At 38.3% G+C, this 21624-nt stretch carries 22 protein-coding genes; 13 read left to right on the top strand and 9 right to left on the bottom strand.

What is annotated here, in order from left to right; translation table 11 throughout:
• Together lpdA and AC0KUU_RS13550 are read left to right on the top strand one after the other, a co-directional pair.
• Nucleotides 1–1413, top strand: a complete 1413-nt coding sequence (gene lpdA / locus AC0KUU_RS13555) for a dihydrolipoyl dehydrogenase (protein ID WP_013082295.1) — start codon at nt 1–3, stop codon at nt 1411–1413.
• Nucleotides 1414–1662: 249 nt separating this feature from the next.
• Nucleotides 1663–1905: a hypothetical protein gene (locus AC0KUU_RS13550; RefSeq protein WP_043979546.1), complete on the top strand. Its 243-nt coding sequence runs from the start codon at nt 1663–1665 to the stop codon at nt 1903–1905.
• A 49-nt stretch (nt 1906–1954) separates the two neighbouring features.
• Here AC0KUU_RS13550 and AC0KUU_RS13545 read toward each other — a convergent pair whose 3' ends face one another.
• The gene (locus AC0KUU_RS13545; protein ID WP_057241788.1) at nt 1955–3475 is read right to left on the bottom strand and encodes a glycine betaine uptake BCCT transporter; all 1521 of its coding nucleotides are present in this window, start codon (nt 3473–3475) and stop codon (nt 1955–1957) included.
• Between the two features lie 391 nt (nt 3476–3866).
• Here AC0KUU_RS13545 and AC0KUU_RS13540 point away from each other — a divergent pair, with 391 nt between their 5' ends.
• Entirely contained in the window at nt 3867–3992 is a 126-nt protein-coding gene (locus tag AC0KUU_RS13540; protein WP_013056059.1) for a GapA-binding peptide SR1P, read from the top strand.
• A 35-nt stretch (nt 3993–4027) separates the two neighbouring features.
• On the opposite strand, the gene AC0KUU_RS13535 is transcribed toward AC0KUU_RS13540, so the two are convergent.
• Nucleotides 4028–5503, bottom strand: coding sequence for an aminotransferase class I/II-fold pyridoxal phosphate-dependent enzyme (locus AC0KUU_RS13535; protein ID WP_043979540.1), 1476 nt, complete (start codon nt 5501–5503; stop codon nt 4028–4030).
• 531 nt (nt 5504–6034) lie between these two features.
• Here AC0KUU_RS13535 and AC0KUU_RS13530 point away from each other — a divergent pair.
• Nucleotides 6035–6304: a UPF0223 family protein gene (locus tag AC0KUU_RS13530; protein WP_013056061.1), complete on the top strand. Its 270-nt coding sequence runs from the start codon at nt 6035–6037 to the stop codon at nt 6302–6304.
• A 49-nt stretch (nt 6305–6353) separates the two neighbouring features.
• Here AC0KUU_RS13530 and AC0KUU_RS13525 read toward each other — a convergent pair whose 3' ends face one another.
• Entirely contained in the window at nt 6354–6989 is a 636-nt protein-coding gene (locus AC0KUU_RS13525; protein ID WP_013056062.1) for a YktB family protein, read from the bottom strand.
• 267 nt (nt 6990–7256) lie between these two features.
• Here AC0KUU_RS13525 and AC0KUU_RS13520 point away from each other — a divergent pair, with 267 nt between their 5' ends.
• On the top strand, nt 7257–7442 hold the full coding sequence (locus AC0KUU_RS13520; protein WP_013056063.1) for a hypothetical protein: 186 nt from the start codon (nt 7257–7259) through the stop codon (nt 7440–7442).
• A 195-nt stretch (nt 7443–7637) separates the two neighbouring features.
• Nucleotides 7638–8444 carry an inositol monophosphatase family protein gene (locus AC0KUU_RS13515; RefSeq protein ID WP_016763440.1) on the top strand — a complete coding sequence of 269 codons (807 nt, stop codon included), beginning with the start codon at nt 7638–7640 and terminating at the stop codon, nt 8442–8444.
• Nucleotides 8445–8552: 108 nt separating this feature from the next.
• Here AC0KUU_RS13515 and AC0KUU_RS13510 read toward each other — a convergent pair whose 3' ends face one another.
• Nucleotides 8553–8738, bottom strand: a complete 186-nt coding sequence (locus AC0KUU_RS13510; RefSeq protein WP_016763441.1) for a YlaF family protein — start codon at nt 8736–8738, stop codon at nt 8553–8555.
• Between the two features lie 113 nt (nt 8739–8851).
• Between AC0KUU_RS13510 and typA the strand changes: the two genes are divergently transcribed.
• Nucleotides 8852–10690, top strand: coding sequence for a translational GTPase TypA (typA, locus tag AC0KUU_RS13505; RefSeq protein ID WP_028407947.1), 1839 nt, complete (start codon nt 8852–8854; stop codon nt 10688–10690).
• Between the two features lie 160 nt (nt 10691–10850).
• Nucleotides 10851–11168 carry a YlaH-like family protein gene (locus tag AC0KUU_RS13500; protein WP_043979535.1) on the top strand — a complete coding sequence of 106 codons (318 nt, stop codon included), beginning with the start codon at nt 10851–10853 and terminating at the stop codon, nt 11166–11168.
• A gap of 26 nt (nt 11169–11194) precedes the next feature.
• On the opposite strand, the gene AC0KUU_RS13495 is transcribed toward AC0KUU_RS13500, so the two are convergent.
• Nucleotides 11195–11629 carry a hypothetical protein gene (locus AC0KUU_RS13495; RefSeq protein ID WP_043979532.1) on the bottom strand — a complete coding sequence of 145 codons (435 nt, stop codon included), beginning with the start codon at nt 11627–11629 and terminating at the stop codon, nt 11195–11197.
• Between the two features lies 1 nt (nt 11630).
• Entirely contained in the window at nt 11631–11831 is a 201-nt protein-coding gene (locus AC0KUU_RS13490; protein ID WP_013056069.1) for a YlaI family protein, read from the bottom strand.
• 185 nt (nt 11832–12016) lie between these two features.
• Here AC0KUU_RS13490 and AC0KUU_RS13485 point away from each other — a divergent pair, with 185 nt between their 5' ends.
• Entirely contained in the window at nt 12017–12472 is a 456-nt protein-coding gene (locus tag AC0KUU_RS13485) for a pyridoxamine 5'-phosphate oxidase family protein (RefSeq protein ID WP_013082304.1), read from the top strand.
• Nucleotides 12473–12498: 26 nt separating this feature from the next.
• Here AC0KUU_RS13485 and AC0KUU_RS13480 read toward each other — a convergent pair whose 3' ends face one another.
• On the bottom strand, nt 12499–13098 hold the full coding sequence (locus AC0KUU_RS13480; RefSeq protein WP_013056071.1) for a YhcN/YlaJ family sporulation lipoprotein: 600 nt from the start codon (nt 13096–13098) through the stop codon (nt 12499–12501).
• Between the two features lie 216 nt (nt 13099–13314).
• Between AC0KUU_RS13480 and AC0KUU_RS13475 the strand changes: the two genes are divergently transcribed.
• Nucleotides 13315–14643, top strand: a complete 1329-nt coding sequence (locus AC0KUU_RS13475; protein WP_013056072.1) for a PhoH family protein — start codon at nt 13315–13317, stop codon at nt 14641–14643.
• 37 nt (nt 14644–14680) lie between these two features.
• Here the strand turns inward: AC0KUU_RS13475 and AC0KUU_RS13470 are convergent, their stop codons facing one another.
• Entirely contained in the window at nt 14681–15181 is a 501-nt protein-coding gene (locus tag AC0KUU_RS13470) for a hypothetical protein (RefSeq protein WP_013082306.1), read from the bottom strand.
• A 281-nt stretch (nt 15182–15462) separates the two neighbouring features.
• On the opposite strand from AC0KUU_RS13470, the gene AC0KUU_RS13465 reads away from it, so the two are divergent.
• The 3 genes from AC0KUU_RS13465 (at nt 15463) to pyc (ending at nt 20646) form a co-directional block, all read left to right on the top strand.
• A complete protein-coding gene (locus AC0KUU_RS13465) occupies nt 15463–15729 on the top strand; it encodes an Fpa/YlaN family protein (protein ID WP_370506486.1) in 267 nt (88 codons plus the stop codon).
• 143 nt (nt 15730–15872) lie between these two features.
• Nucleotides 15873–17063: an FtsW/RodA/SpoVE family cell cycle protein gene (locus AC0KUU_RS13460; protein WP_280559297.1), complete on the top strand. Its 1191-nt coding sequence runs from the start codon at nt 15873–15875 to the stop codon at nt 17061–17063.
• 133 nt (nt 17064–17196) lie between these two features.
• Nucleotides 17197–20646 carry a pyruvate carboxylase gene (gene pyc, locus AC0KUU_RS13455; protein ID WP_280559298.1) on the top strand — a complete coding sequence of 1150 codons (3450 nt, stop codon included), beginning with the start codon at nt 17197–17199 and terminating at the stop codon, nt 20644–20646.
• A gap of 39 nt (nt 20647–20685) precedes the next feature.
• On the opposite strand, the gene AC0KUU_RS13450 is transcribed toward pyc, so the two are convergent.
• Nucleotides 20686–21588, bottom strand: a complete 903-nt coding sequence (locus tag AC0KUU_RS13450) for a COX15/CtaA family protein (RefSeq protein WP_034653460.1) — start codon at nt 21586–21588, stop codon at nt 20686–20688.
• Between the last annotated feature and the right edge of the window lie 36 nt (nt 21589–21624).

The following is a 21624-nucleotide window of genomic DNA, read 5'->3' as shown; positions in this document are numbered from 1 at the left end:
ATGGTAGTAGGAGATTTCCCAATCGAAACTGATACTCTTGTCATTGGTGCTGGCCCTGGTGGCTACGTTGCAGCAATTCGTGCAGCTCAATTAGGTCAAAAAGTTACAATCGTAGAAAAAGGTAACCTTGGAGGCGTATGCTTAAACGTTGGTTGTATTCCTTCAAAAGCATTAATCGCTGCAGGTCACCGTTTTGAACACGCTAAACATTCTGAAGACATGGGGATTATCGCTGAGAACGTAACAGTTGATTTCTCTAAAGTTCAAGAATTCAAAAACGGCGTTGTAAACAAACTTACTGGCGGTGTTGAAGGCCTTCTTAAAGGTAACAAAGTTGACATCGTAAAAGGTGAAGCTTACTTCGTTGACAGCGAAACTGTACGTGTAATGGATGAAAATTCTGCACAAACGTACAAATTCAAAAATGCTATCCTTGCAACTGGTTCTCGCCCAATCGAGATCCCTGGATTCAAATTCTCTGAGCGCGTAATCAACTCTACAGGTGCATTAGCGCTTAAAGAAGTTCCTAAAAAATTAGTTGTAATCGGTGGAGGTTACATCGGTACTGAGCTTGGTACTGCTTTTGCTAACTTCGGTACAGAAGTTACATTTGTAGAAGCTGCTGATGAAATCTTAGCTGGTTTTGAAAAACAAATGAGTTCACTTGTTAAACGTAACCTTAAGAAAAAAGGAAACGTTGAAATCTATACAAAAGCAATGGCTAAAGGTGTTGAAGAAACTGCTGACGGCGTACAAGTTACGTTTGAAGTAGGCGGAGAGTCAAAAGTAATCGATGCTGACTACGTATTAGTTACTGTAGGTCGTCGTCCTAATACTGATGAGCTTGGTCTTGAGCAAGTTGGCGTTAAAATGACTGACCGCGGCCTTATCGAAATCGATAACCAAACTCGTACATCTGTAAGCAATATCTTTGCAATTGGTGATATCGTAACTGGACCACCACTTGCACACAAAGCTTCTTACGAAGGTAAAATCGCAGCTGAAGTAATCGCTGGCGAACCTGCTGAAATTGACTACTTAGGAATTCCAGCAGTTGTATTCTCTGAGCCTGAGCTTGCATCTGTAGGTTATACTGAAGCACAAGCGAAAGAAGAAGGATTAGCTGTTAAAGCTTCTAAATTCCCATTTGCTGCTAACGGACGTGCGCTTGCACTTAACGCTGCAGAAGGCTTCTTAAAGCTTATCACTCGTAAAGAAGACGGAGTAGTTGTTGGTGCTCAAATCGCTGGACCTAGCGCATCTGATATGATCGCTGAGCTTGGTCTTGCTATCGAAGCTGGCGTAACAGCTGAAGATATCGCATTAACAATTCACGCTCACCCAACATTAGGTGAAATCACAATGGAAGCTGCTGAAGTAGCTATTGGAAGCCCAATTCACATTGTAAAATAATGTTTTTAAAAAGCTGATGCGTATGCATCAGCTTTTTTTTTGAAGAAAACGGTTTTCATAAAGTATCAGATGCTTGTCAGACAGTTTTTGTGGATGATGAGTATCTCCTTTAGAGGAAACGTGTAAAAAGCGCTGAGGCAGTCTTAAATGAGCTCTAGATGCATACATATGAAGTGGGACGTGCTTTCCTTATAGGTAGATAAAAGAATTGCTCTTTTGGATAACGAATGAAAAGGCGGCGAAGGAGCTATGAAGACGTATTTCGTTTGGAGCTTACACATTGTTATTTGGGTGGGTTATTCACTGGTTGAATTGCTATCAAAACGTGATCAGTTGACATCTAAAATTATTTTATTTTTAGTATTTGCTTATTTAGCTTACGGCATAGCAGAAATGAACGTCAAATCTAAAAGACTGGCGCTTATGATGACGGGTACGACTTCAGCTGTCTGCTTGACATGTTATCAACTAATTTTATTTTGCACAGCGTAAGATTGCATAAAAAAAGCGTTAGCTTATATAAGCTAACGCTTTTTTTGTCTTACACAGATTTCTTTTCTCTTTTCAATGCGCCTTCTTCTTTAAATGCTTTCATTAATGAGAAGACGGTTAGCACCAGCACAATTGAGAATGGAAGTGCTGCTATAATCGCAGCTGTTTGGAGCGCGTCCAAACCACCTGTCCAAAGCAGAATGATTGCTGTTAACGATTGAATTAATCCCCACGTAAGTTTAATAGAGCCTGAAGGATTTAGATCACCATTTGTTGTCTGCATTCCTAAAACAAATGTAGCTGAGTCAGCTGATGTAATAAAGAACGTAGCAATTAAGCAAATAGCGACAATGGACATGAACGTACCAAATGGAAACTGTTCAAGTACATAGAATAAAGCAACTTCTGTTCCTTTATTGTTGATAACATCCATAACAGGAAGATCCTTAAAAAAGTCTAAGTAGACCCCAGAACCTCCGAATACAGCAAACCATAATCCACCAAATACGGTCGGAACAGCTAGTACACCAATTAAAAATTCTCGAATGGTTCTGCCTCGTGAAATACGAGCAATGAACGTACCAACGAACGGTGCCCAAGCGATCCACCATGCCCAGTAGAAAATTGTCCAATCTTGAACCCAGGTGCTGTTATCAAACGGGCTCAATCGAAAACTCATTGACGGCAAGTTTTGAATGTAGCTGCCAATGGTTGTAACGAATAAGTCCATAATAAAGTTGGTTGGACCTGCAAATAACAAGAATAGCATTAGCAGAATAGCTAAAACAATATTAATGTTACTCAAATACTTAATACCTTTGTTCAGCCCCGTCTGTGCTGACAGCATGAACAAGAACGTCACGATAATAATAACAATTAATTGAGTCGTGAAATTATTGTCAATACTTGGCGACAAGTAAGAGGCTCCACCGGTAATTTGAATAGCGCCCAGTCCTAGAGACGTTGCCACCCCAAAAATAGTTGCAAATACGGCGATGACGTTTATGATCGTTCCAAGAGGTCCATCAACACGTTTTCCTAATAGTGGACGTAAAATATTGCTGATGATGAATGGATAACCTTTTCTAAATTGAAAATATGCAAGGGCCAGTGCAAGAACGGAATAAATAGCCCAAGGATGTAAACCCCAGTGGAAAAACGAATAACGTAGAGCTGCACGAGCTGATTCTGCTGTACCGCCTTCACCAGAAGGTGGAGTATGAAAATGATTGATTGGTTCTGAAACACCCCAGAATACAAGTCCAATCCCCATACCAGCACTAAATAACATGGCAAACCACGAGACATAACCATACTGAGGCTTTTCGTCAGGTTTACCTAATTTAATGTTTCCGTACTTTGAAAAAATTAAGTACAGCGTAAAAACCAAGAATAATGTAGCCGCTAATAAATAATACCAGCCAAATTTCTCGATGATAAAACTATGTATTGCCGATGTAACAGGTGTGAGCGCTGCGCTTCCTAGCGTAGATTCCGGAATAACACCCCATACGATAAATACTGCAGCAATAATAACCGAAATGATAAAAACGGGAGTCAGTTTTTTCATCGATTAACACTCCTTTCCTATTCTATTTTACATAACATAGTGTTTCATATAGCCTTTTCAGCTATACATGAAACCACATGGTTATACATTTTAGTGAAGTTTGTATGAAATGTCTACCCTATTAGTAAGAAAAAGCGGAAAGAGAACAAATTCTTATTTTTCTTAATTATTTTAAAGTGCTGAAATAGATGTGAAATTAGACATTGTTTTTCATATAAATAGAGATGATGCTAAGCGTTCAGCTTTTTGAAAACAAATATAACATTTATGTGAAAAATATTTTTAATGTGACATACTAATTAGTTGTTGACATATTTAATGTGACATAATAATATAATATCAAGAGTTGTAAAACGCTTACAAAAAAGACGGTTAAAGGGGAGTTTACAAAATGGGAACAATCGTATGTCAAACATGTAACTGCACAATTGATCATTTCGAAGATGAGAAAGTGACGCGATTATACTCAACATGTAAAAGCGGAGAATGTCAAAAGGCAGATGAAGATTTAGATTAATTCAATAAAAAAAGGTGCGGATTTCCGCACCTTTTTTATTGAATTGCTTTATGTTCTTTAATGACACGAAATGTTTTTAATTCAAAATCTTCCGGACCCTGCACAGGTAAACCTGCCTCTAAGTTTGTTTCAATGTAGGTTAAATTTTCCTCAGTGATGATTTCCCCAGGAATAAAAATAGGAATACCAGGAGGGTAGACCATCACAAATTCCGCAATAATACGGCCTGCCGATTCATGAAAAGGTACCACTTCGGTTTCAGCGTAAAAAGCATCGCGAGGTGTTAAAGCCAATACAGGAATATCAGGCAATAAAATAGCCGGTTTTGCCGTTGTCTCAGAAAGATTATGGAATTTTGCAGATAACTCACGCAGAGCCATGATCAGACGTGAAAGGTCTTCCTCTGTATCTCCAGGCGTGATAATACATAGAATATTATAAAGGTCAGACATTTCAACTTCGATATTATGAGCTTCACGCATCCATTTTTCTACGTCATAGCCCGTAATTCCTAAATCTGAAACAGAAATAATTAATTTAGTAGGGTCTAAATCATACGTAGCTTTTGTCCCTAAAATTTCTCTGCCTATACATCGGATATGCTCAATGGTATTAATTTCTCTTCGTGCTTTTTCAGCAAGAGAAATTGCACGTTCAGCCAGCTCTTTTCCTTCTGTAGCTAATCGTTTTCGTGCAACATCTAAAGAAGCCAGCAGCAGATAAGATGTTGATGTTGTTGTCAGCATGCTTAAAATAGACTGTACACGTTTTGGAGAAATTAAGCCTTCGCGTATGTTTAGAATTGAACTTTGCGTCATAGAGCCGCCTAATTTATGCACGCTTGTTGCTGCCATATCTGCGCCGGCCTGCATAGCAGACAAAGGCAAATCATCATGGAAGTGAATATGAACGCCGTGAGCTTCATCAACAAGTACAGGAACTTGATACGAGTGGGCAATTTCTACGATTTTACGAAGGTCTCCGGAAATTCCAAAATAAGTTGGATTGATAACAAGCACTGCTTTTGCTTCAGGGTGCTGCTTTAAGGCTTTTTCTACAGAGTCCGATGTAATACCGTGAGAAATGCCAAGATTTTCGTCAATTTCAGGGTGAATAAAAATAGGCGTAGCTCCTGAAAAAACAATCGCACTCATAACAGATTTATGCACGTTTCTAGGAACGATAATTTTATCTCCAGGCCCACATGTCGCCATGACCATTGCCATAATTGCTCCGCTCGTTCCTTGAACAGAGAAAAAAGTATGGTCAGCACCGAATGCTTCTGCAGCTAAATCTTGCGCTTGTTTGATAATGCCTTTTGGCTGGTGAAGGTCATCAAGAGGACCGATATTAATTAAATCAATGGATAAAGCATCATCGCCAATAAATGAGCGGAATTCAGGATCCATTCCATTTCCTTTTTTATGTCCAGGGATATGGAATTGTGTTGGGTTTTTCTTAGCGTGATTAACCAATCCAGTAAATAATGGAGTTGAAAATTGAGAAGACAACTTTGCTATACACCTCTTTTATCATAAATTGTCAGTCCCTCTAAGCAAAGCTTAGAGGGACTTTGATTGTTTTTTTATCAAATTACAGCATTCAATTTTATATACCAAAAACTAGTGGCTGTTGAATTCTACATATTAAAATATCACATCTTTTTTCTATAAAAGAAATTCAACAGAAATGCTATTCGGCAGTTTTCTTGATTTTAACCATTATATAAATGAATGAAACGTGTATGTTTACTACTGTTTGATAATATAAATACAATTTTTAGTTAAAAAAATACAAGTAATTGTAAACTGCTTATTACTAATGATTTTATAGTTCTTTATGTTTTGAAAATCCCCATAAAACAAAAGAATTATAGCACTTATTAACCCATTTGCAAAGATATTTTAAAGAGAAAATAAAAAGAAAAAAAAGGAGAAATTCTTTTGTGTGAAAAGAGAATAAATTTTGTGTACATTATAGATTGTGATAGAGTTAAGAATATAGATATACATAGATTGAAGAAATAAATGGAGTGATGAGAAGTGGAATATCAATACCCTATCTCCCTTGATTGGAGTACAGAAGAAATTATTGATGTAGTGAAGTTTTTTGAAAGCATTGAACGAGCTTATGAAAAAGGTATTGAGCGTGATCACCTAATGGCAGTCTATCGCCGATTTAAAGAAATTGTGCCAAGTAAAGCAGAAGAAAAAACAATCTGTAACGATTTTGAAGATCAAAGCAAATACTCTTCTTATCGAACGATTCAAAAAGCAAAGGCTGCTTCTTCTGGAGACATCATAAAAATGTAAAAAATGGAGCCAAGCTTGGCTCCATTTTTTTTATATCAATTCGTTAAAATTATGCATATGCTTTTTTAGTTAGTTCATATAATGGAGTTACCGTATGAAATGTTTGTTCAATACGAGCTATCCATTCTTCGCCGTTCATTGCAATCGCTTCTTCTTTTGGAATTGTAATACCGCATAGGATCTCAGCTTTTTTAACCGTCTCTAGACGTTCAAACAAACTCTCTAAGTCTTCAGAAGATAAGTCGCCCATTTTGTCACTATCAGGTTTTGTATGATCTTTTGACCAAACAAACGAGGCTGGGATATTTTGACGAATCTCCTCAATGTTTTGTTTTAGCAGCTTTCCAAATTGTTCTTTAATAGGTGATTCGTAAATGACGGCGAACCACACAAAGACATGTGTTTCCCAAAGGCCAATTTGAAAATGAGGGAGCTTTTTATACCCGCGTTTACTGTTAGCAAAGGCTACCCACGTATCTGCTGGCGGGTTAACTGTTCTTCGTGCATGTTTGGCAATGTGTACGAACATTTCATCTCCACACAGTGAAGAAAGAGTAGGAGCAAAATGATTGCTCAATTGTTCGAATTTTGGGCGTATCGTTGTCTTGATGGCTTCCATACGTGCATCAAGTCCCTCGATACGGAATACGTTAAAGTCATCTTGTGAAAATCCTGAGAATGCCATGTGAAACCTCCGTTTTTTAGTGAATATGTATAGCTGCTGTGCATCTATGCAAGTAAGTATGATTTACGCGAAGATTCTACCACATGAAAAGCATAAACACCAATTAATTCGCATATGCTTGTCAAAACGTGTCTATCATTTTTTTATAGGTAATCACACAATTTAGTTACATGAGATTAGGTTTCGACATAGACTATATCAATCAAAATATCTGAAAATTTAGTTTTCTATAAGCGGGTTCAATAATTTGAGAGGGGTGTTTGAAACATGAAACAAGTGGTGAATATGTATAAGAAGAATGATGGACAAAAAAGATTAGGTGTAATTCGTTTGGAGTTAGATTACGAGTTAGCGACGTTATATGAAGCCATGATGGAGAATAATGAGGAACAAAAACAAAAATGTAAGCGAAAGCTCGAGAAACTTCGTGAAGAAATGATATCTCTTCAGTAGCAGATACGGGAATAAAATAGAACAAATAAGGGTAAACTGTAAAAAAGGATTAAACTGAATGAGCAGATTCATAAGTGGTAACAGAGCACGTGGGAGAAGAAGCGGCAGTTCTTCTCCCACGTGCTCTGTTAATTGACATCTTGCAGAGGTTTTTTTAAGCTTAAATAAGAGACGTATTTTTGAGGGGGAATTGAGATGACGCAACGCTGGAAAGAAATCGATACATACGTTAAAGAGTGGCTAAAAGAAGCTGGACAAAAAATTCAACAGTCGTTTAGTAAAGAACTTCTCATTCAAACGAAATCGAATCCAAATGATTTAGTAACAAATATGGATAAAGAAATCGAACAGTTTTTTATCTCAAAAATCAATGAAACCTTTCCGGAACATCATATTCTCGGAGAAGAAGGATATGGAGAAGAGCTTGAATCAGAAGAAGGAACGATTTGGATTATCGATCCAATCGACGGGACGATGAACTTTGTTCATCAGCAGCGGAATTTTGCTATTTCTATCGGTATATTTGAAAATGGTGTAGGACAAGCAGGTTATATTTATGATGTTATTCATAATGAGCTGTATCATGCTTTAAAAGGACAGGGCGCGTTTATGAATGACATCCAATTGCCGAAACTTGAACCTGTACCAGTTGAACAAGCTATTATTAGCCTAAATGCAACATGGGTAACTGAGAACCGCCGTATTGATCCTTCCGTATTAAGTCCGCTTGTGCGTAAAGTAAGAGGGACCCGTTCATATGGATCCGCAGCTATTGAGCTTGCTTACGTAGCGGCTGGACGCTTGGATGGATACATTACTCTACGTTTGGCTCCATGGGACTTTGCTGCCGGTAAAGTATTGATTGAAGAAGTTGGAGGAGTTATGACGGATTTAGAAGGAAAGCCGTTAGAAATTCTTGAAAAAAGCAGTGTATTTGTAAGCAAACCAACATTACATGACGAAATCTTTCGTACGTACCTTGAAGGAAAGTGGAATAAATAAAATAGAAGTGAAGACTTACGTGTAGTCAAAGAATTTTGTGATGAAAAAACGTCATGAACCATTTTGATGTTGCAAATGGCCATGACGCTTTCAATCATCGCAAAAAAATTACAGCTGCCCTTTTTCTCGCATTTTTTTCTTAGTCGTAAAGCCAAGGCCCATTACAACAATTAAAGCTGCGATAGCTAAAATGACCCCGAGAGCGCTTCCTTCTCCGATAAATATGCCGATTGACATAATTGCCGCAGTTGCGATAAATGCATATAAAACAAATACCCACTTAATGTTTCTCATGTTGATTCCTCCCATTTATAACGGATATTTATAGTGTACAACAAAATCATTCTGCAATTCTAGAGTTAGTGTGATATAATAGCTTAGTTATTACAAGCATAGGAGTGAAATGCGTGAACATTCGTAAAGATTTACGTAATATTGCCATTATTGCCCATGTAGACCATGGGAAAACAACGTTAGTAGATAAATTATTACATCAGTCCGGAACATTCCGTACTAATGAGCATGTTGAAGAACGTGCGATGGATTCAAATGACCTTGAGCGTGAGCGTGGAATTACAATTTTAGCGAAAAACACAGCTATTAATTATAAAGATACGCGTATCAACATTATGGATACGCCGGGACATGCTGACTTCGGTGGAGAAGTTGAGCGTATTATGAAAATGGTAGACGGTGTTCTACTTGTAGTAGACGCATATGAAGGATGTATGCCTCAAACTCGCTTTGTATTGAAAAAAGCATTAGAGCAAAACTTAACGCCGATTGTTGTTGTTAACAAAATTGACCGTGACTTTGCTCGTCCAACTGAAGTAGTGGATGAAGTAATTGACTTATTTATTGAACTAGGTGCAAGCGAGGAACAAATTGAGTTCCCTGTTGTTTATGCTTCAGCAATCAACGGAACGGCTAGCACGAATCCTGAAAAGCAAGATGAGAACATGTCATCTCTATTTGACTCAATCATCGAGCACATTCCAGCACCGGTAGACAACAGCGACGAACCACTTCAATTCCAAGTGGCAATGCTTGACTACAATGACTATCTTGGTCGTATCGGTGTAGGTCGCGTATTCCGCGGAACAATGAAAGTAGGCCAGCAAGTTGCATTAATGAAGCTTGACGGTACGGTAAAACAATTCCGTGTAACAAAATTATTCGGTTTCCTAGGCTTAAAGCGTGTTGAAATCGAAGAAGCAAAAGCAGGAGACCTGATCGCTGTATCAGGAATGGAAGACATCAACGTAGGTGAAACCGTATGTCCGTTTGACCACCAAGATGCACTGCCAATTTTACGTATTGATGAACCTACTTTACAAATGACGTTCTTAGTAAACAATTCACCGTTTGCTGGTCGTGAAGGTAAATTTGTTACATCTCGTAAAATTGAAGAGCGCTTAATGTCTGAACTTGAGACGGATGTAAGTTTACGCGTGGAAAATACTGATTCACCGGATGTATGGGTTGTTTCAGGACGTGGAGAACTTCATTTATCTATTTTAATTGAAAATATGCGTCGTGAAGGATATGAGATTCAGGTATCAAAACCTGAAGTAATCGTTCGTGAAATTGATGGCGTTCGCTGTGAGCCAGTTGAACGTGTGCAAATCGACGTACCTGAAGAACATACGGGTTCTATTATGGAATCAATGGGTGCTCGTAAAGGTGAAATGGTTGATATGATTAACAACGGCAGCGGTCAAGTTCGTCTGATCTTTATGGTTCCTGCACGTGGTTTAATCGGTTATACAACTGAGTTCTTATCGTTAACTCGTGGATTCGGTATCATTAACCATTCATTTGATAGCTACCAACCAATGCAGCAAGGTCAAGTTGGAGGTCGCCGTCAAGGTGTGCTTGTTTCTATGGAAAGCGGTAAATCATCTACTTATGGAATCCAAGGCGTAGAAGACCGCGGTACAATTTTCGTTGAGCCAGGTACAGAAGTATACGAAGGTATGATCGTAGGAGAACACACTCGTGAAAATGATATCGTTGTTAACATCTGTAAAATGAAGCAAATGACGAATATGCGTTCTGCGAATAAAGATCAAACAACAGGTATGAAAAAACCTCGTATTATGTCTCTAGAGCAATCACTTGAATATTTAAACGAAGATGAATATTGTGAAATCACACCAGAATCTATTCGTCTACGTAAAAAAGTTCTTGATAAAAATGAACGTGAAAAAGCAGCGAAAAAGAAAAAATACGCTGACACGAAATAATAAAAAAAGTAAGTCGTTAGCTCTATCTGCTAGCGGCTTGTTTTTTATCTATTATATCAGAATTTTCTATTTTTTGAAAGCGTTTTATAAAAGAGGGATTTGGAAAGGAAAAAGGTGGCTTATATCGAATAATGTAAAGTAAGGAATAGGGGGAAGAAATATGGATGTAAAAGAACACCTTTCATTTTTTGCAGCTCTGTATCAAGTAGATGAACATGCAAAAATAGGAATGTGGCTGTTATACTTTACCATTTTAGGGCTATCTGTTCTCGTGTACAAACTCGGGTTTGCAAAGAAGCTACCGCTTTTAAAATCTATGGTTATTTATCTATTTTTAGCTTTTGGATGTACGATCTTAACGTTTTTAGGCATTTTTTTACCTGTAGCTGAAGGGCTTGTGGTTGCAGCGCTTGTATTAATTATTTATAAAATACGGCTGTATCAGGCTAAGAAGCAAAACTCCACGTTGGGTTCATAAAAGACTACATGAAAAGACGCTTGTAGCTACAAGCGTCTTTTTAGTATGATATAGCCGAAGACAAGAGCGGCTGCGAAAATTAAATGGCCAGCTGTCCAATAAAAAATCGCTACTGCATCATCCACCGCAGGCGTAGGCTTGAGCGCAAGCAGCGTCAATGGAAAATACAAAGAAATGGTTGGAAGTGTTAATAAAAAGGAACACAATACGATTTTTCGAATAGACATATTATTTAATTTACCTACTATGTAAACAAAAACGATCCCAATTGCAGCGGCAATGAATAAATGAAAAACAAACTCTACCCATTCAGGCCATTGAATAGGGCCAATGATAGGAATAAAATCAACATTTAATAAAAGGGTATAAACTTGTTTGCCGGTTAGCCATTCTATCCATTTTAAACATAACCCAAGGATAATCCCGCTTAACATGCCAATACTTATTCCTAATCGGAGCACCTTACCAATCCTCCTCTGTCTTTTTCGACTCATATAGTTTAAAGTTTCCAGTAGCTATGCGTTCTTTTGTTCGTTTTTCAATCCGTTCAGAACATTCATTGCACATATATGTATGGATAGGACGGTTGCGCAGTCGTTTTGCCACGAGCGTTTCATCCTCAATTGTTTCAATTTTATCGCACATGACACATTGTACTCTCATTTCTATCACCTCAACTTCTCTATACATCATTCTAGCCGAAAATTCTTGTTTTATAAAGTTTTTTTGCGGTGCTATCTCTCAGTAGAAAAGGAACGATAGGAAAACATTCCTAAAGAAGCAGGTAATTTTGCTTGTTAGCTCGAAGATAGTAACTAGTAAGTACATAAACAGTAGGAGGGATGAAAATGGCCAACGAAGTCGAGACTCAACTAGTAGATGCATTATACGATGAGCTACAGACAGAGAGATTTGCAACCATTTCAACTATTGATTTTGAAACAAACGGTCCAAATGTTAGTGCCATTTCGTGGTTAGTAGCTCCGACTAAACAAAAAATTCGATTTGCCGTAGATGTCAAATCGAGGATTGTAGAAAACATTAAACATACGAATAAAGCAGTGGTAAATATTCTTGCTAATGAATCATGTTACTCAATCAGCGGAATAGCTGAGGTAGTGCAAGAAAAATTAGAAGGAGTAGCTTTAAAGCTGACGCTAATTGAACTAGATATTAATGAAGTAAGAGATGTCATGTTCTATGGTTCTAAGATTTCAGTAAACCCTTCATATGAAAAGACCTATGATCCAGTAGCAGCTGCTAAACTCGATAAGCAAGTAATTGAAGCGATAAAAAAAGCTTAGCAGCAGCCTGCCGCTAAGCGACTTTCTTATTCATTTTTTTGAAGGTGATTATTAGATTGTTTTTCCTGCTCATTCTTTAAATTTTGCTCTTGTTTATTATTTAATTTTTGATTGTTTGTATCTGTTGAGCTAGGATTTCGGCGAATTTCTTCTGCAAATTCGGGCATCACTCGGTTTACAATGGCTGCTAATTCATCTAAAAATCCTGTAACCGGCCGACCTTTGCGAATTTCATTTCCAATTTGTTTTAGCCGAGCGACCGTATCAGGATCTGCAATAACAACAGAATTAGCACCGTACGGATCAGCTTTCAGACCTTCGGCAACTGTATATTTGATTGAACTTACTTCTGAACGATCAATATCTTTGCCGACGTCAATGCCTACGATTGCATACTTACCGAGCACAATGGCAGTAGCATCATTTACATTCGGAACGCTTGAAGCCAGTTCAACTAAATGAGCTGATATTTCATTAGCAGTACGCTTGTGAGAGCGTTCAGGAGATGAATTTTTGACCTGTACAATTCGATCTGTTTTTTGCCCTTCTTCAACGTCTGCTTGGTTATTGTTGCAGCCGGTTAGTGTAATAAAACATAAGCTAATGGATAGAAAAAATTTGTTCATGTGGGAGACTCCTCCTTATGAATGACTCATTTTTTGTAGTAATTTGTATTTAGTTTCTAATAGTTCTTCTATCTTTATACACGTGTTCATATATTTAAAGAAAATGGTCCGTCCATTTAAGGTCACTTCACACATGTGCGTTACATAGTATATAAATGGATGGGTGCCTTGTTTCACTCCTTACAGGAAAAACAATCGGAGTAGGAGGCTGAATTATTGGGAAAAATTTATGTATTAGATACGAATGTTTTATTACAAGATCCGCATTCAATTTTTTCATTTGATGATAACGAAGTAGTGATTCCGGCCGTTGTGCTAGAAGAAGTTGATTCGAAAAAAAGAAATATGGATGAAGTCGGACGAAATGCAAGGCAGGTATCCAAACTCATTGATAACTTGAGACAACATGGAAAGTTATATGAGAAAATCCCTTTAGAAAATGGGGGCCATTTGCGAATTGAACTCAATCATCGCTCTTTTCAACAGCTTCAAGAAATCTTTGTGGAAAAAACAAATGATAATCGAATTTTAGCTGTTGCTAAAAATCTATCTCTTGAAGAGGAAACAAAAGAAGATGGACGTGAAGTGATACTAGTGAGTAAAGATGTGTTGGTACGTGTGAAGGCTGACGCAATCGGCTTAAGAGCAGAAGATTTTTTAAGTGATCGAGTAGTGGAATTCAATAGTATTTATACTGGCTTTTCGGAAGTCTATATTGCAAAAGAACTGCTGAGTCAATTTTACGAAAAAGGAGAGCTGCTAACGTCTCAAATTGCGAACCACTCCTTTTTTGCAAATCAATTCTTAGTGATGAAAGATGCATTTGGGGGATCCGGATCAGCCATCGGCATTGTCGATCAAACAACAACGAAAGTAAAAAAGCTTTTATTTGAATATGATCATATCTGGGGAATCAAACCTCGAAATGTTCAGCAAATTATGGCTTTAGAACTTCTTCTTAGAGACGACGTTCAACTGGTCACGTTAATTGGAAAGGCAGGTACGGGTAAAACGCTGCTTGCTTTAGCTTCAGGACTTATGCAGACGGAAGATCTAGGATGTTTTAAAAAGCTACTTGTAGCTCGTCCAATTGTTCCTTTAGGGAAAGATATTGGATTCTTGCCAGGAGAAAAGCAGGAGAAGCTTCGTCCATGGATGCAACCAATTTATGATAACCTAGAGTACTTATTCAACACTAAAAAACCTGGAGAACTGGATGCGATTCTAGCGGGGCTCAGTTCAATAGAAGTGGAAGCCTTGACGTATATAAGAGGCCGAAGCATTCCGGAGCAGTTCATTATTATTGATGAAGCGCAAAATTTAACGAAGCATGAAATTAAAACAATTTTAACAAGGGTAGGGGAAAAGAGTAAAATTGTCCTTATGGGAGATCCGGCTCAAATTGATCATCCTTATTTAGATGAGTATAACAACGGATTAACGTACGTAGTTGAAAAGTTTAAAGAGCAAAAAGTATCGGGCCACGTCCGGTTAATCAAAGGAGAGCGCTCCGGGCTAGCACAATTAGCAGCTGATATTCTTTAAAAGAAGCGGGGTTCCTTTTGGAACCCCGCTTCTTTTGTTATGTAACGATGATTTCTTCCACATATTTAATAGGGTTATTTCGGTTGGATCCGTCAGGTAAATAGACATAGATAGGCCCATCTTCTCTAAGAGGCTTTCCATCTTGGCTGAAACCAAAGATTAGTTTTTGTGCTTCTTCTAATGAAAAAGAAATCAGTGCGTCTTTTGTTTTAAATGAAACGTTGGTAGCTTCTTCAGTAGGTGAAGCGTTAGCTAGAAAAGGTGCAAATAAAATGCCGAATGTTCCATTTACTAGCTCCTGTTTTTTGAATTTCTTTTCGGTTTTTAACGTAGGAGGAAAGACGGCTCCCTCTTGAATTTCACGGTCCCAATGCTTCGAAACAGCCTTTGTGTACGCTTCTGTTTCGTCTTTTTGCTCCGGTGGATGTTCAAAGAAAACCTCCATATCGAGCTTGCGGTCATCGAAAATCCACACGCTTGGGTCGAGTGTCAGCGTATATTTTACTTTTCCTTTTAACATAATAATTGAATTCATCATAAATGCCCCCTTGCTAAAAGTATAAGCGCTTTCTACTTATTTGTCACTTTGATGAAAAAATTTAGTTGAGAGTGATTCTCGTATGATATAATGTAAAGGTCAACGAAAGTGCGAAATTTCCTACATCTATGGTAACGGTTTTGAGAAAGTAACAGTATAAAAAAGACGGCCAGCCTCACGGACATGTTTATCCTTGCTTTTTTGGAGCATAGCCTTTAAAATTGAGAGATAGATTAGGTAATCGCTCGCGAACGGAGGGATTGAGTTTGACGCCTGAGACAATGATAGATCATCGTGAAAAAGCGTATGCGTTGTTAAAAGCTGATGCAGATAAGATTTTGCAATTAATTCAAGTTCAAATGGATAACTTAACAATGCCACAATGTCCTCTTTATGAAGAGGTTTTAGATACACAAATGTTTGGTTTATCAAGAGAAATTGATTTTGCAGTTCGTCTTGGTTTAATTGATGAACGTGTTGGAAAAACATTGCTAGACCGCCTCGAGCGTGAACTTTCTGCACTGCATGAAGCGTTTACAAAAAAATAAAAATCACGCGATCGAAACTCAAACTATATACAAACGTAGTTTGAGTTTTTTATTACAGGTGGTTGAAATTTCCTAATTTACTCAAATTTGTACATAAAAAATGAAACGAAACAGAAACACGTCATTTTTAAAGGAAGAGGGTTATGGTAAAAAAAATATTTAGGCATTTTGACTATTCAATTGTAATTCCAGTGCTGCTTCTTTGTGCGGTTGGACTAGTTATGGTTTACAGTTCAAGTATGATTGTAAGTATTACAAGATATCATACGTCAAGCGATTTCTTTTACAACAGACAAAAAATGTGGCTTGCTTTTACGCTTGTATTGTTCATTTTAACAATGCTAACACCTTACAAGCTGTATCCTAAAATACTGCCTTATGCGATTCTAGGCATTTTTGTACTGCTTTTGCTTGTGTTTGTAATGGGACATACGAGTAACAATGCGCAAAGTTGGCTGCAGCTTGGCGGGGCAAACATGCAGCCGGCTGAGTATGCCAAGCTCGTTGTCATTTTATACTTATCGTATGTTTTGTCTAAAAGGCAAGAGTATATTGATAACATCAAAAAAGCTTTTTTTGGACCTATGGGTCTTGTATTTCTAATATTAGGCTTTGTAGCTATTCAGCCTGACCTTGGAACGGGATCAATTATTTTTGCTATTGCTGTTACCATTATGCTATGTTCGGGAATCTCTAAAAAAACCTTTTTCCGCATGCTAGCACTAGGTATCATTTTGCTTACGGTAATTATTACGATTGGTTTTTTTACAGGTCAGTTTACTGCCAATCGAATTGGCCGTTTTACCGGTGCATCAGATCCGTTTACCAATGCTCAAGGAACCGGTTATCAGCTGGTTAATTCATATTTAGCAATAGGTACAGGAGGCTTAAAAGGCCTTGGTTTAGGAGAGAGTGTACAAAAGTATGGTTATCTTCCGGAGCCCCATACCGATTTCATTATGGCTATTATTGCAGAAGAATTAGGGTTCTTTGGAGTTATGCTCGTGCTGGGCCTTTTAGGCTTCTTAATTTTCAGGATTTTAATGCTGGCTAAAAAATCTCATGATCCGTTTGCTAGCATGATTTGTATTGGAGTAGCCAGTATGATAGGTATTCAAACAGGCATTAACCTTGGAGGACTTACGGGACTCATTCCGATTACCGGCGTCACGCTTCCGTTTATCAGTTATGGAGGGTCTTCCCTGCTAACGCTGATGGTATCTATGGGAATTATTGTAAATATTTCTTTTTTCGTAAATTATCAAAATAAAAAACAGAAAAATACGGAAAGTATTGTGCTACATCCGAACAATACATCGACAACAAGCGATTGATTTTCGTAAAAAAATTGTGTAAAAAAAGCAAAAATTTATTGGAATTTTATCAGTTTCCATTGATTTTTGCTTTTCTTTTATCCAATTTTGCTATATATTGAAGTTTATACGAAATTGAGAGGAGATTAGCAACATGAGTTTTGTAACTAAAAAAATCAAAAAAGTATTAGTAGCAAACCGAGGAGAAATTGCGATTCGTGTATTTCGAGCATGTACTGAACTGAATATTCGGACTGTTGCAATTTATTCTAAGGAAGACGCAGGTTCTTATCACCGTTACAAAGCGGATGAAGCCTACTTAGTAGGAGCGGAGAAAAAACCGATTGATGCTTATTTAGATATAGAAGGCATCATCGACATTGCTAAGTCTCATGATGTAGATGCTATTCACCCTGGCTATGGTTTTTTGTCAGAAAATATCCAATTTGCGAAACGTTGCGAAGAAGAAGGCATTATTTTTATTGGTCCAAAATCCAAGCATCTTGATATGTTTGGGGATAAAGTAAAAGCACGTCATCAGGCTATTCAAGCAGATATTCCCGTTATTCCTGGTACGGATGGTCCTATTGATTCAATTGACGAAGCAAAAGAATTTGCTAATCAGCATGGATATCCTCTAATGATCAAAGCTGCTTTGGGCGGAGGCGGTCGAGGCATGCGTATCGTTCGCGATGCAGACAGCCTGAACGAATCTTATGACCGTGCTAAATCAGAAGCAAAAGCTGCTTTTGGTAATGATGAAGTGTATGTCGAGAAACTAGTTGAAAATCCAAAACATATTGAAGTGCAAATTTTAGGTGATGAACAAGGAAATGTTGTGCATCTTTATGAACGCGACTGTTCTGTGCAGCGCCGTCACCAAAAAGTAGTAGAAGTAGCACCAAGTGTTTCTATAGATGAAGACTTACGTCTCCGCATTTGTGAAGCAGCTGTGCAGCTGATGGAAAAAGTGCAGTACATAAATGCTGGTACAGTAGAATTTTTAGTATCAGGAAACGATTTTTATTTTATTGAAGTAAATCCACGTGTTCAAGTAGAGCACACAATTACTGAAATGATTACAGGTATTGATATCGTTCAATCGCAAATTTTAATTGCAGACGGCTACGCGCTTCACAGCAAGGAAGTATCCATTCCTGCACAAGATCAAATTCACGTACATGGATATGCGATTCAATCTCGTGTAACGACAGAAGATCCGTTAAACAATTTTATGCCGGATACGGGTAAGATTATGGCTTATCGTTCTGGTGGCGGTTTTGGCGTACGTTTAGATACGGGAAACAGTTTCCAAGGTGCTGTAATTACGCCTTATTATGATTCACTGTTAGTAAAAGTAACAACATGGGCATTAACATTCGATCAAGCCGCATCAAAAATGGTACGGAACTTAAAAGAATTTCGTATTCGTGGAATTAAAACCAATATTCCGTTCCTTGAAAATGTAGTGAAGCATGATAAGTTCTTAACAGGTGCTTATGATACATCATTTATTGATACAACGCCTGAACTTTTTGTTTTCCCGAAGCGAAAAGACCGCGGAACTAAAATGCTTACATACATTGGGAATGTTACGGTAAACGGATTCCCAGGTGTATCGGAAAAGAAAAAGCCAATCTTTACAAAACCGCGCGTTCCTAGTGTGGATATAAGCAAACCAATTCAAAACGGAACAAAGCAGATTTTAGATGAAAAAGGCGCTGAAGGGCTAGTAAATTGGGTGAAAGAACGCAAGGAAGTGCTATTAACGGATACAACCTTCCGTGATGGCCATCAGTCTCTTTTAGCAACGCGTATTCGTACAAATGACTTAAAACAAGTAGCTAACCCAACTGCACGCTTGCTTCCAGATTTATTTTCTATGGAAATGTGGGGGGGAGCAACGTTTGATGTCGCTTATCGATTCTTAAAAGAAGATCCGTGGGATCGCTTGCTTACTTTACGTCAACAAGCGCCAAACGTTCTTTTCCAAATGCTTCTTCGCGCGTCAAATGCGGTTGGATATAAAAACTATCCTGATAATGTAATTAAAGAATTTGTTGAAAAATCAGCTTATGCAGGTATTGATGTTTTCCGTATCTTTGACAGCTTAAACTGGGTGCAAGGAATGACTCTTGCAATTGACTCCGTTCGTCAAACAGGAAAGATTGCAGAAGCAGCAATGTGTTATACAGGTGATATTTTAGATCCGACGCGCCGTAAGTATGATTTGGATTACTACAAGAACTTAGCAAAAGAGCTTGAGCAATCTGGAGCACATATCCTGGGCATTAAAGATATGGCGGGCCTTTTAAAACCACAGGCAGCTTATGATTTAGTATCGGCTCTAAAAGAAACGGTTAATATTCCAATCCACCTTCATACGCATGATACAAGCGGAAACGGTGTATACACGTATGCAAAAGCAATTGAAGCAGGTGTAGACATTGTAGACGTAGCCGTAAGCTCAATGGCAGGCTTAACGTCTCAGCCAAGTGCTAACTCTCTTTATTACGCATTAGAAGGTGCGGACCGCAGACCAAATCTAGATATTAAAAATCTAGAAGAGCTTTCTTACTATTGGGAAGACGTGCGAAAATATTACCAAGACTTCGAAAGCGGCATGAACGCTCCTCATACAGAAGTATATGTGCATGAAATGCCAGGCGGTCAATATAGCAACTTACAGCAACAAGCAAAAGCAGTTGGTTTAGGAAACCGCTGGGATGAAGTAAAAGATATGTATTCACGCGTGAATTTGTTATTTGGTGATATTGTAAAAGTTACGCCATCATCAAAAGTAGTTGGAGATATGGCATTGTTTATGGTTCAAAACAACTTGACAGAAGAAACGCTGTTTGAGCGCGGTGAAACGCTTGACTTCCCGGATTCAGTTATTGAATTGTTTGAAGGGTATTTAGGACAGCCTCACGGGGGATTCCCTAAAGAGCTTCAGCGCATCATTCTAAAAGGCAGAAAACCTATTACAGTTCGTCCTGGAGAACTGTTAGAAGATGTGGACTTTGATGCAGTGAAAGAAAAGCTGTTTAAAGACTTAAATCGTCAAGTAACGAGTTTTGATGCCATTGCTTATGCGCTGTATCCAAAAGTATTTATGGATTATCACAAAGCAGTCGAACAATACGGGGACATTTCTGTTCTTGATACCCCGACTTTCCTATACGGCATGCGTTTAGGAGAAGAGGTTGAAATTGAGATTGAAAAAGGAAAAACCTTAATTGTTCGCCTTGTATCCATTGGAGAACCGCAGGCAGACGGTACGCGAGCAGTATACTTTGAATTGAACGGTCAGCCTCGTGAAGTCGTGATTAAAGACGAAAGTGTTAAAACAACCGTTACGGCAAAACAAAAAGCCGATCAAGCAAATCCGGCCCACATCGGCGCTTCAATGCCTGGAACCGTTATTCGAGTAGTAGTAGAAAAAGGCGATAAAGTCTCAAAAGGTGATCACTTAATGATCACAGAAGCAATGAAAATGGAAACAACCGTGCAAGCACCATTTGACGGCGTGATTAAACAAGTACACGTGTCGAGTGGAGATGGCATTCAGCCGGGAGATTTATTAATTGAATTAGAAAGCTGATCAAAAAAGGTGCGAGCTCTGAGCTCGTACCTTTTTTGATCAATTATGTGTATGGCGCGTTGCAAGTAAGGTTAAGTAGCTTAATACACCGAATAGGAAAGAGATAATTAAAGAATGAGCAAGCGCGAGCTCTAGCTGCAAACGTGTGACAACAACAAGCATACCGGAAACCGCCTGAAAAGTAACTAGAATGAGAGCAGCTAACCATCCGTAAAAAATATTTTTTTGATGGCGATAATATTTAACTGCATGGATAAAGGCGGCTAAAATCCATACAAACGTTAAAACAGCAGCGAATCGATGTCCCATTTGAATCCACTGATTCAAATCAACAGGCAGCCAACCGTTTCCGTTTGAACAAAATGGAACGTCTGGACAAGCTAAGCTAGCTTCTTTATGGCGAACAAGCGCGCCCGTGTACACAACGGCATATGTGTACAAGATAACCCCGTAAATATGTTTTTTCATTTTAGAGCCTAGCTGCATATTAGTTGCGTCGAGCTTTTGATCCACTTCAAAGATAATAAGTGTTAACAGCAGCACAGAAGCAAACGAAATAAGAGAAATACCAAAATGAAGAGCAAGCACTGCATCTGATTGTCCCCACATAACGGCAGCGGCCCCAATTAATGCTTGCAGTACTAGGAAGAAAAAAGAGATAAACGCTAAAGGTCTAACTTCTTTTATATGCCCTAGTGAAATCCATGCCCATACGCATAAAGCGAGCACAAGAAAGCCTGACACGCCAGAAACTAAGCGGTGGCTTAATTCAACAACGGTTTCAAATGTTAAAGGGTCAGGAATGAGCTGTCCATTACACAGAGGCCAAGAATCTCCGCACCCGTCTGCTGAACCAGTTTTCGTGACAAGGGCACCGCCAAGCAGAATAAGTAACATGGCCATGCTCGTCACAACGGATAAAAATTTTAATCCAAGTCGCACAATAATCACCATCCTAAAAGCAAAGTAAGTAATATA

The organism is Priestia sp. ST2, assembly GCF_055810735.1.
This window is presented reverse-complemented; position numbering and strand designations above follow the sequence as displayed.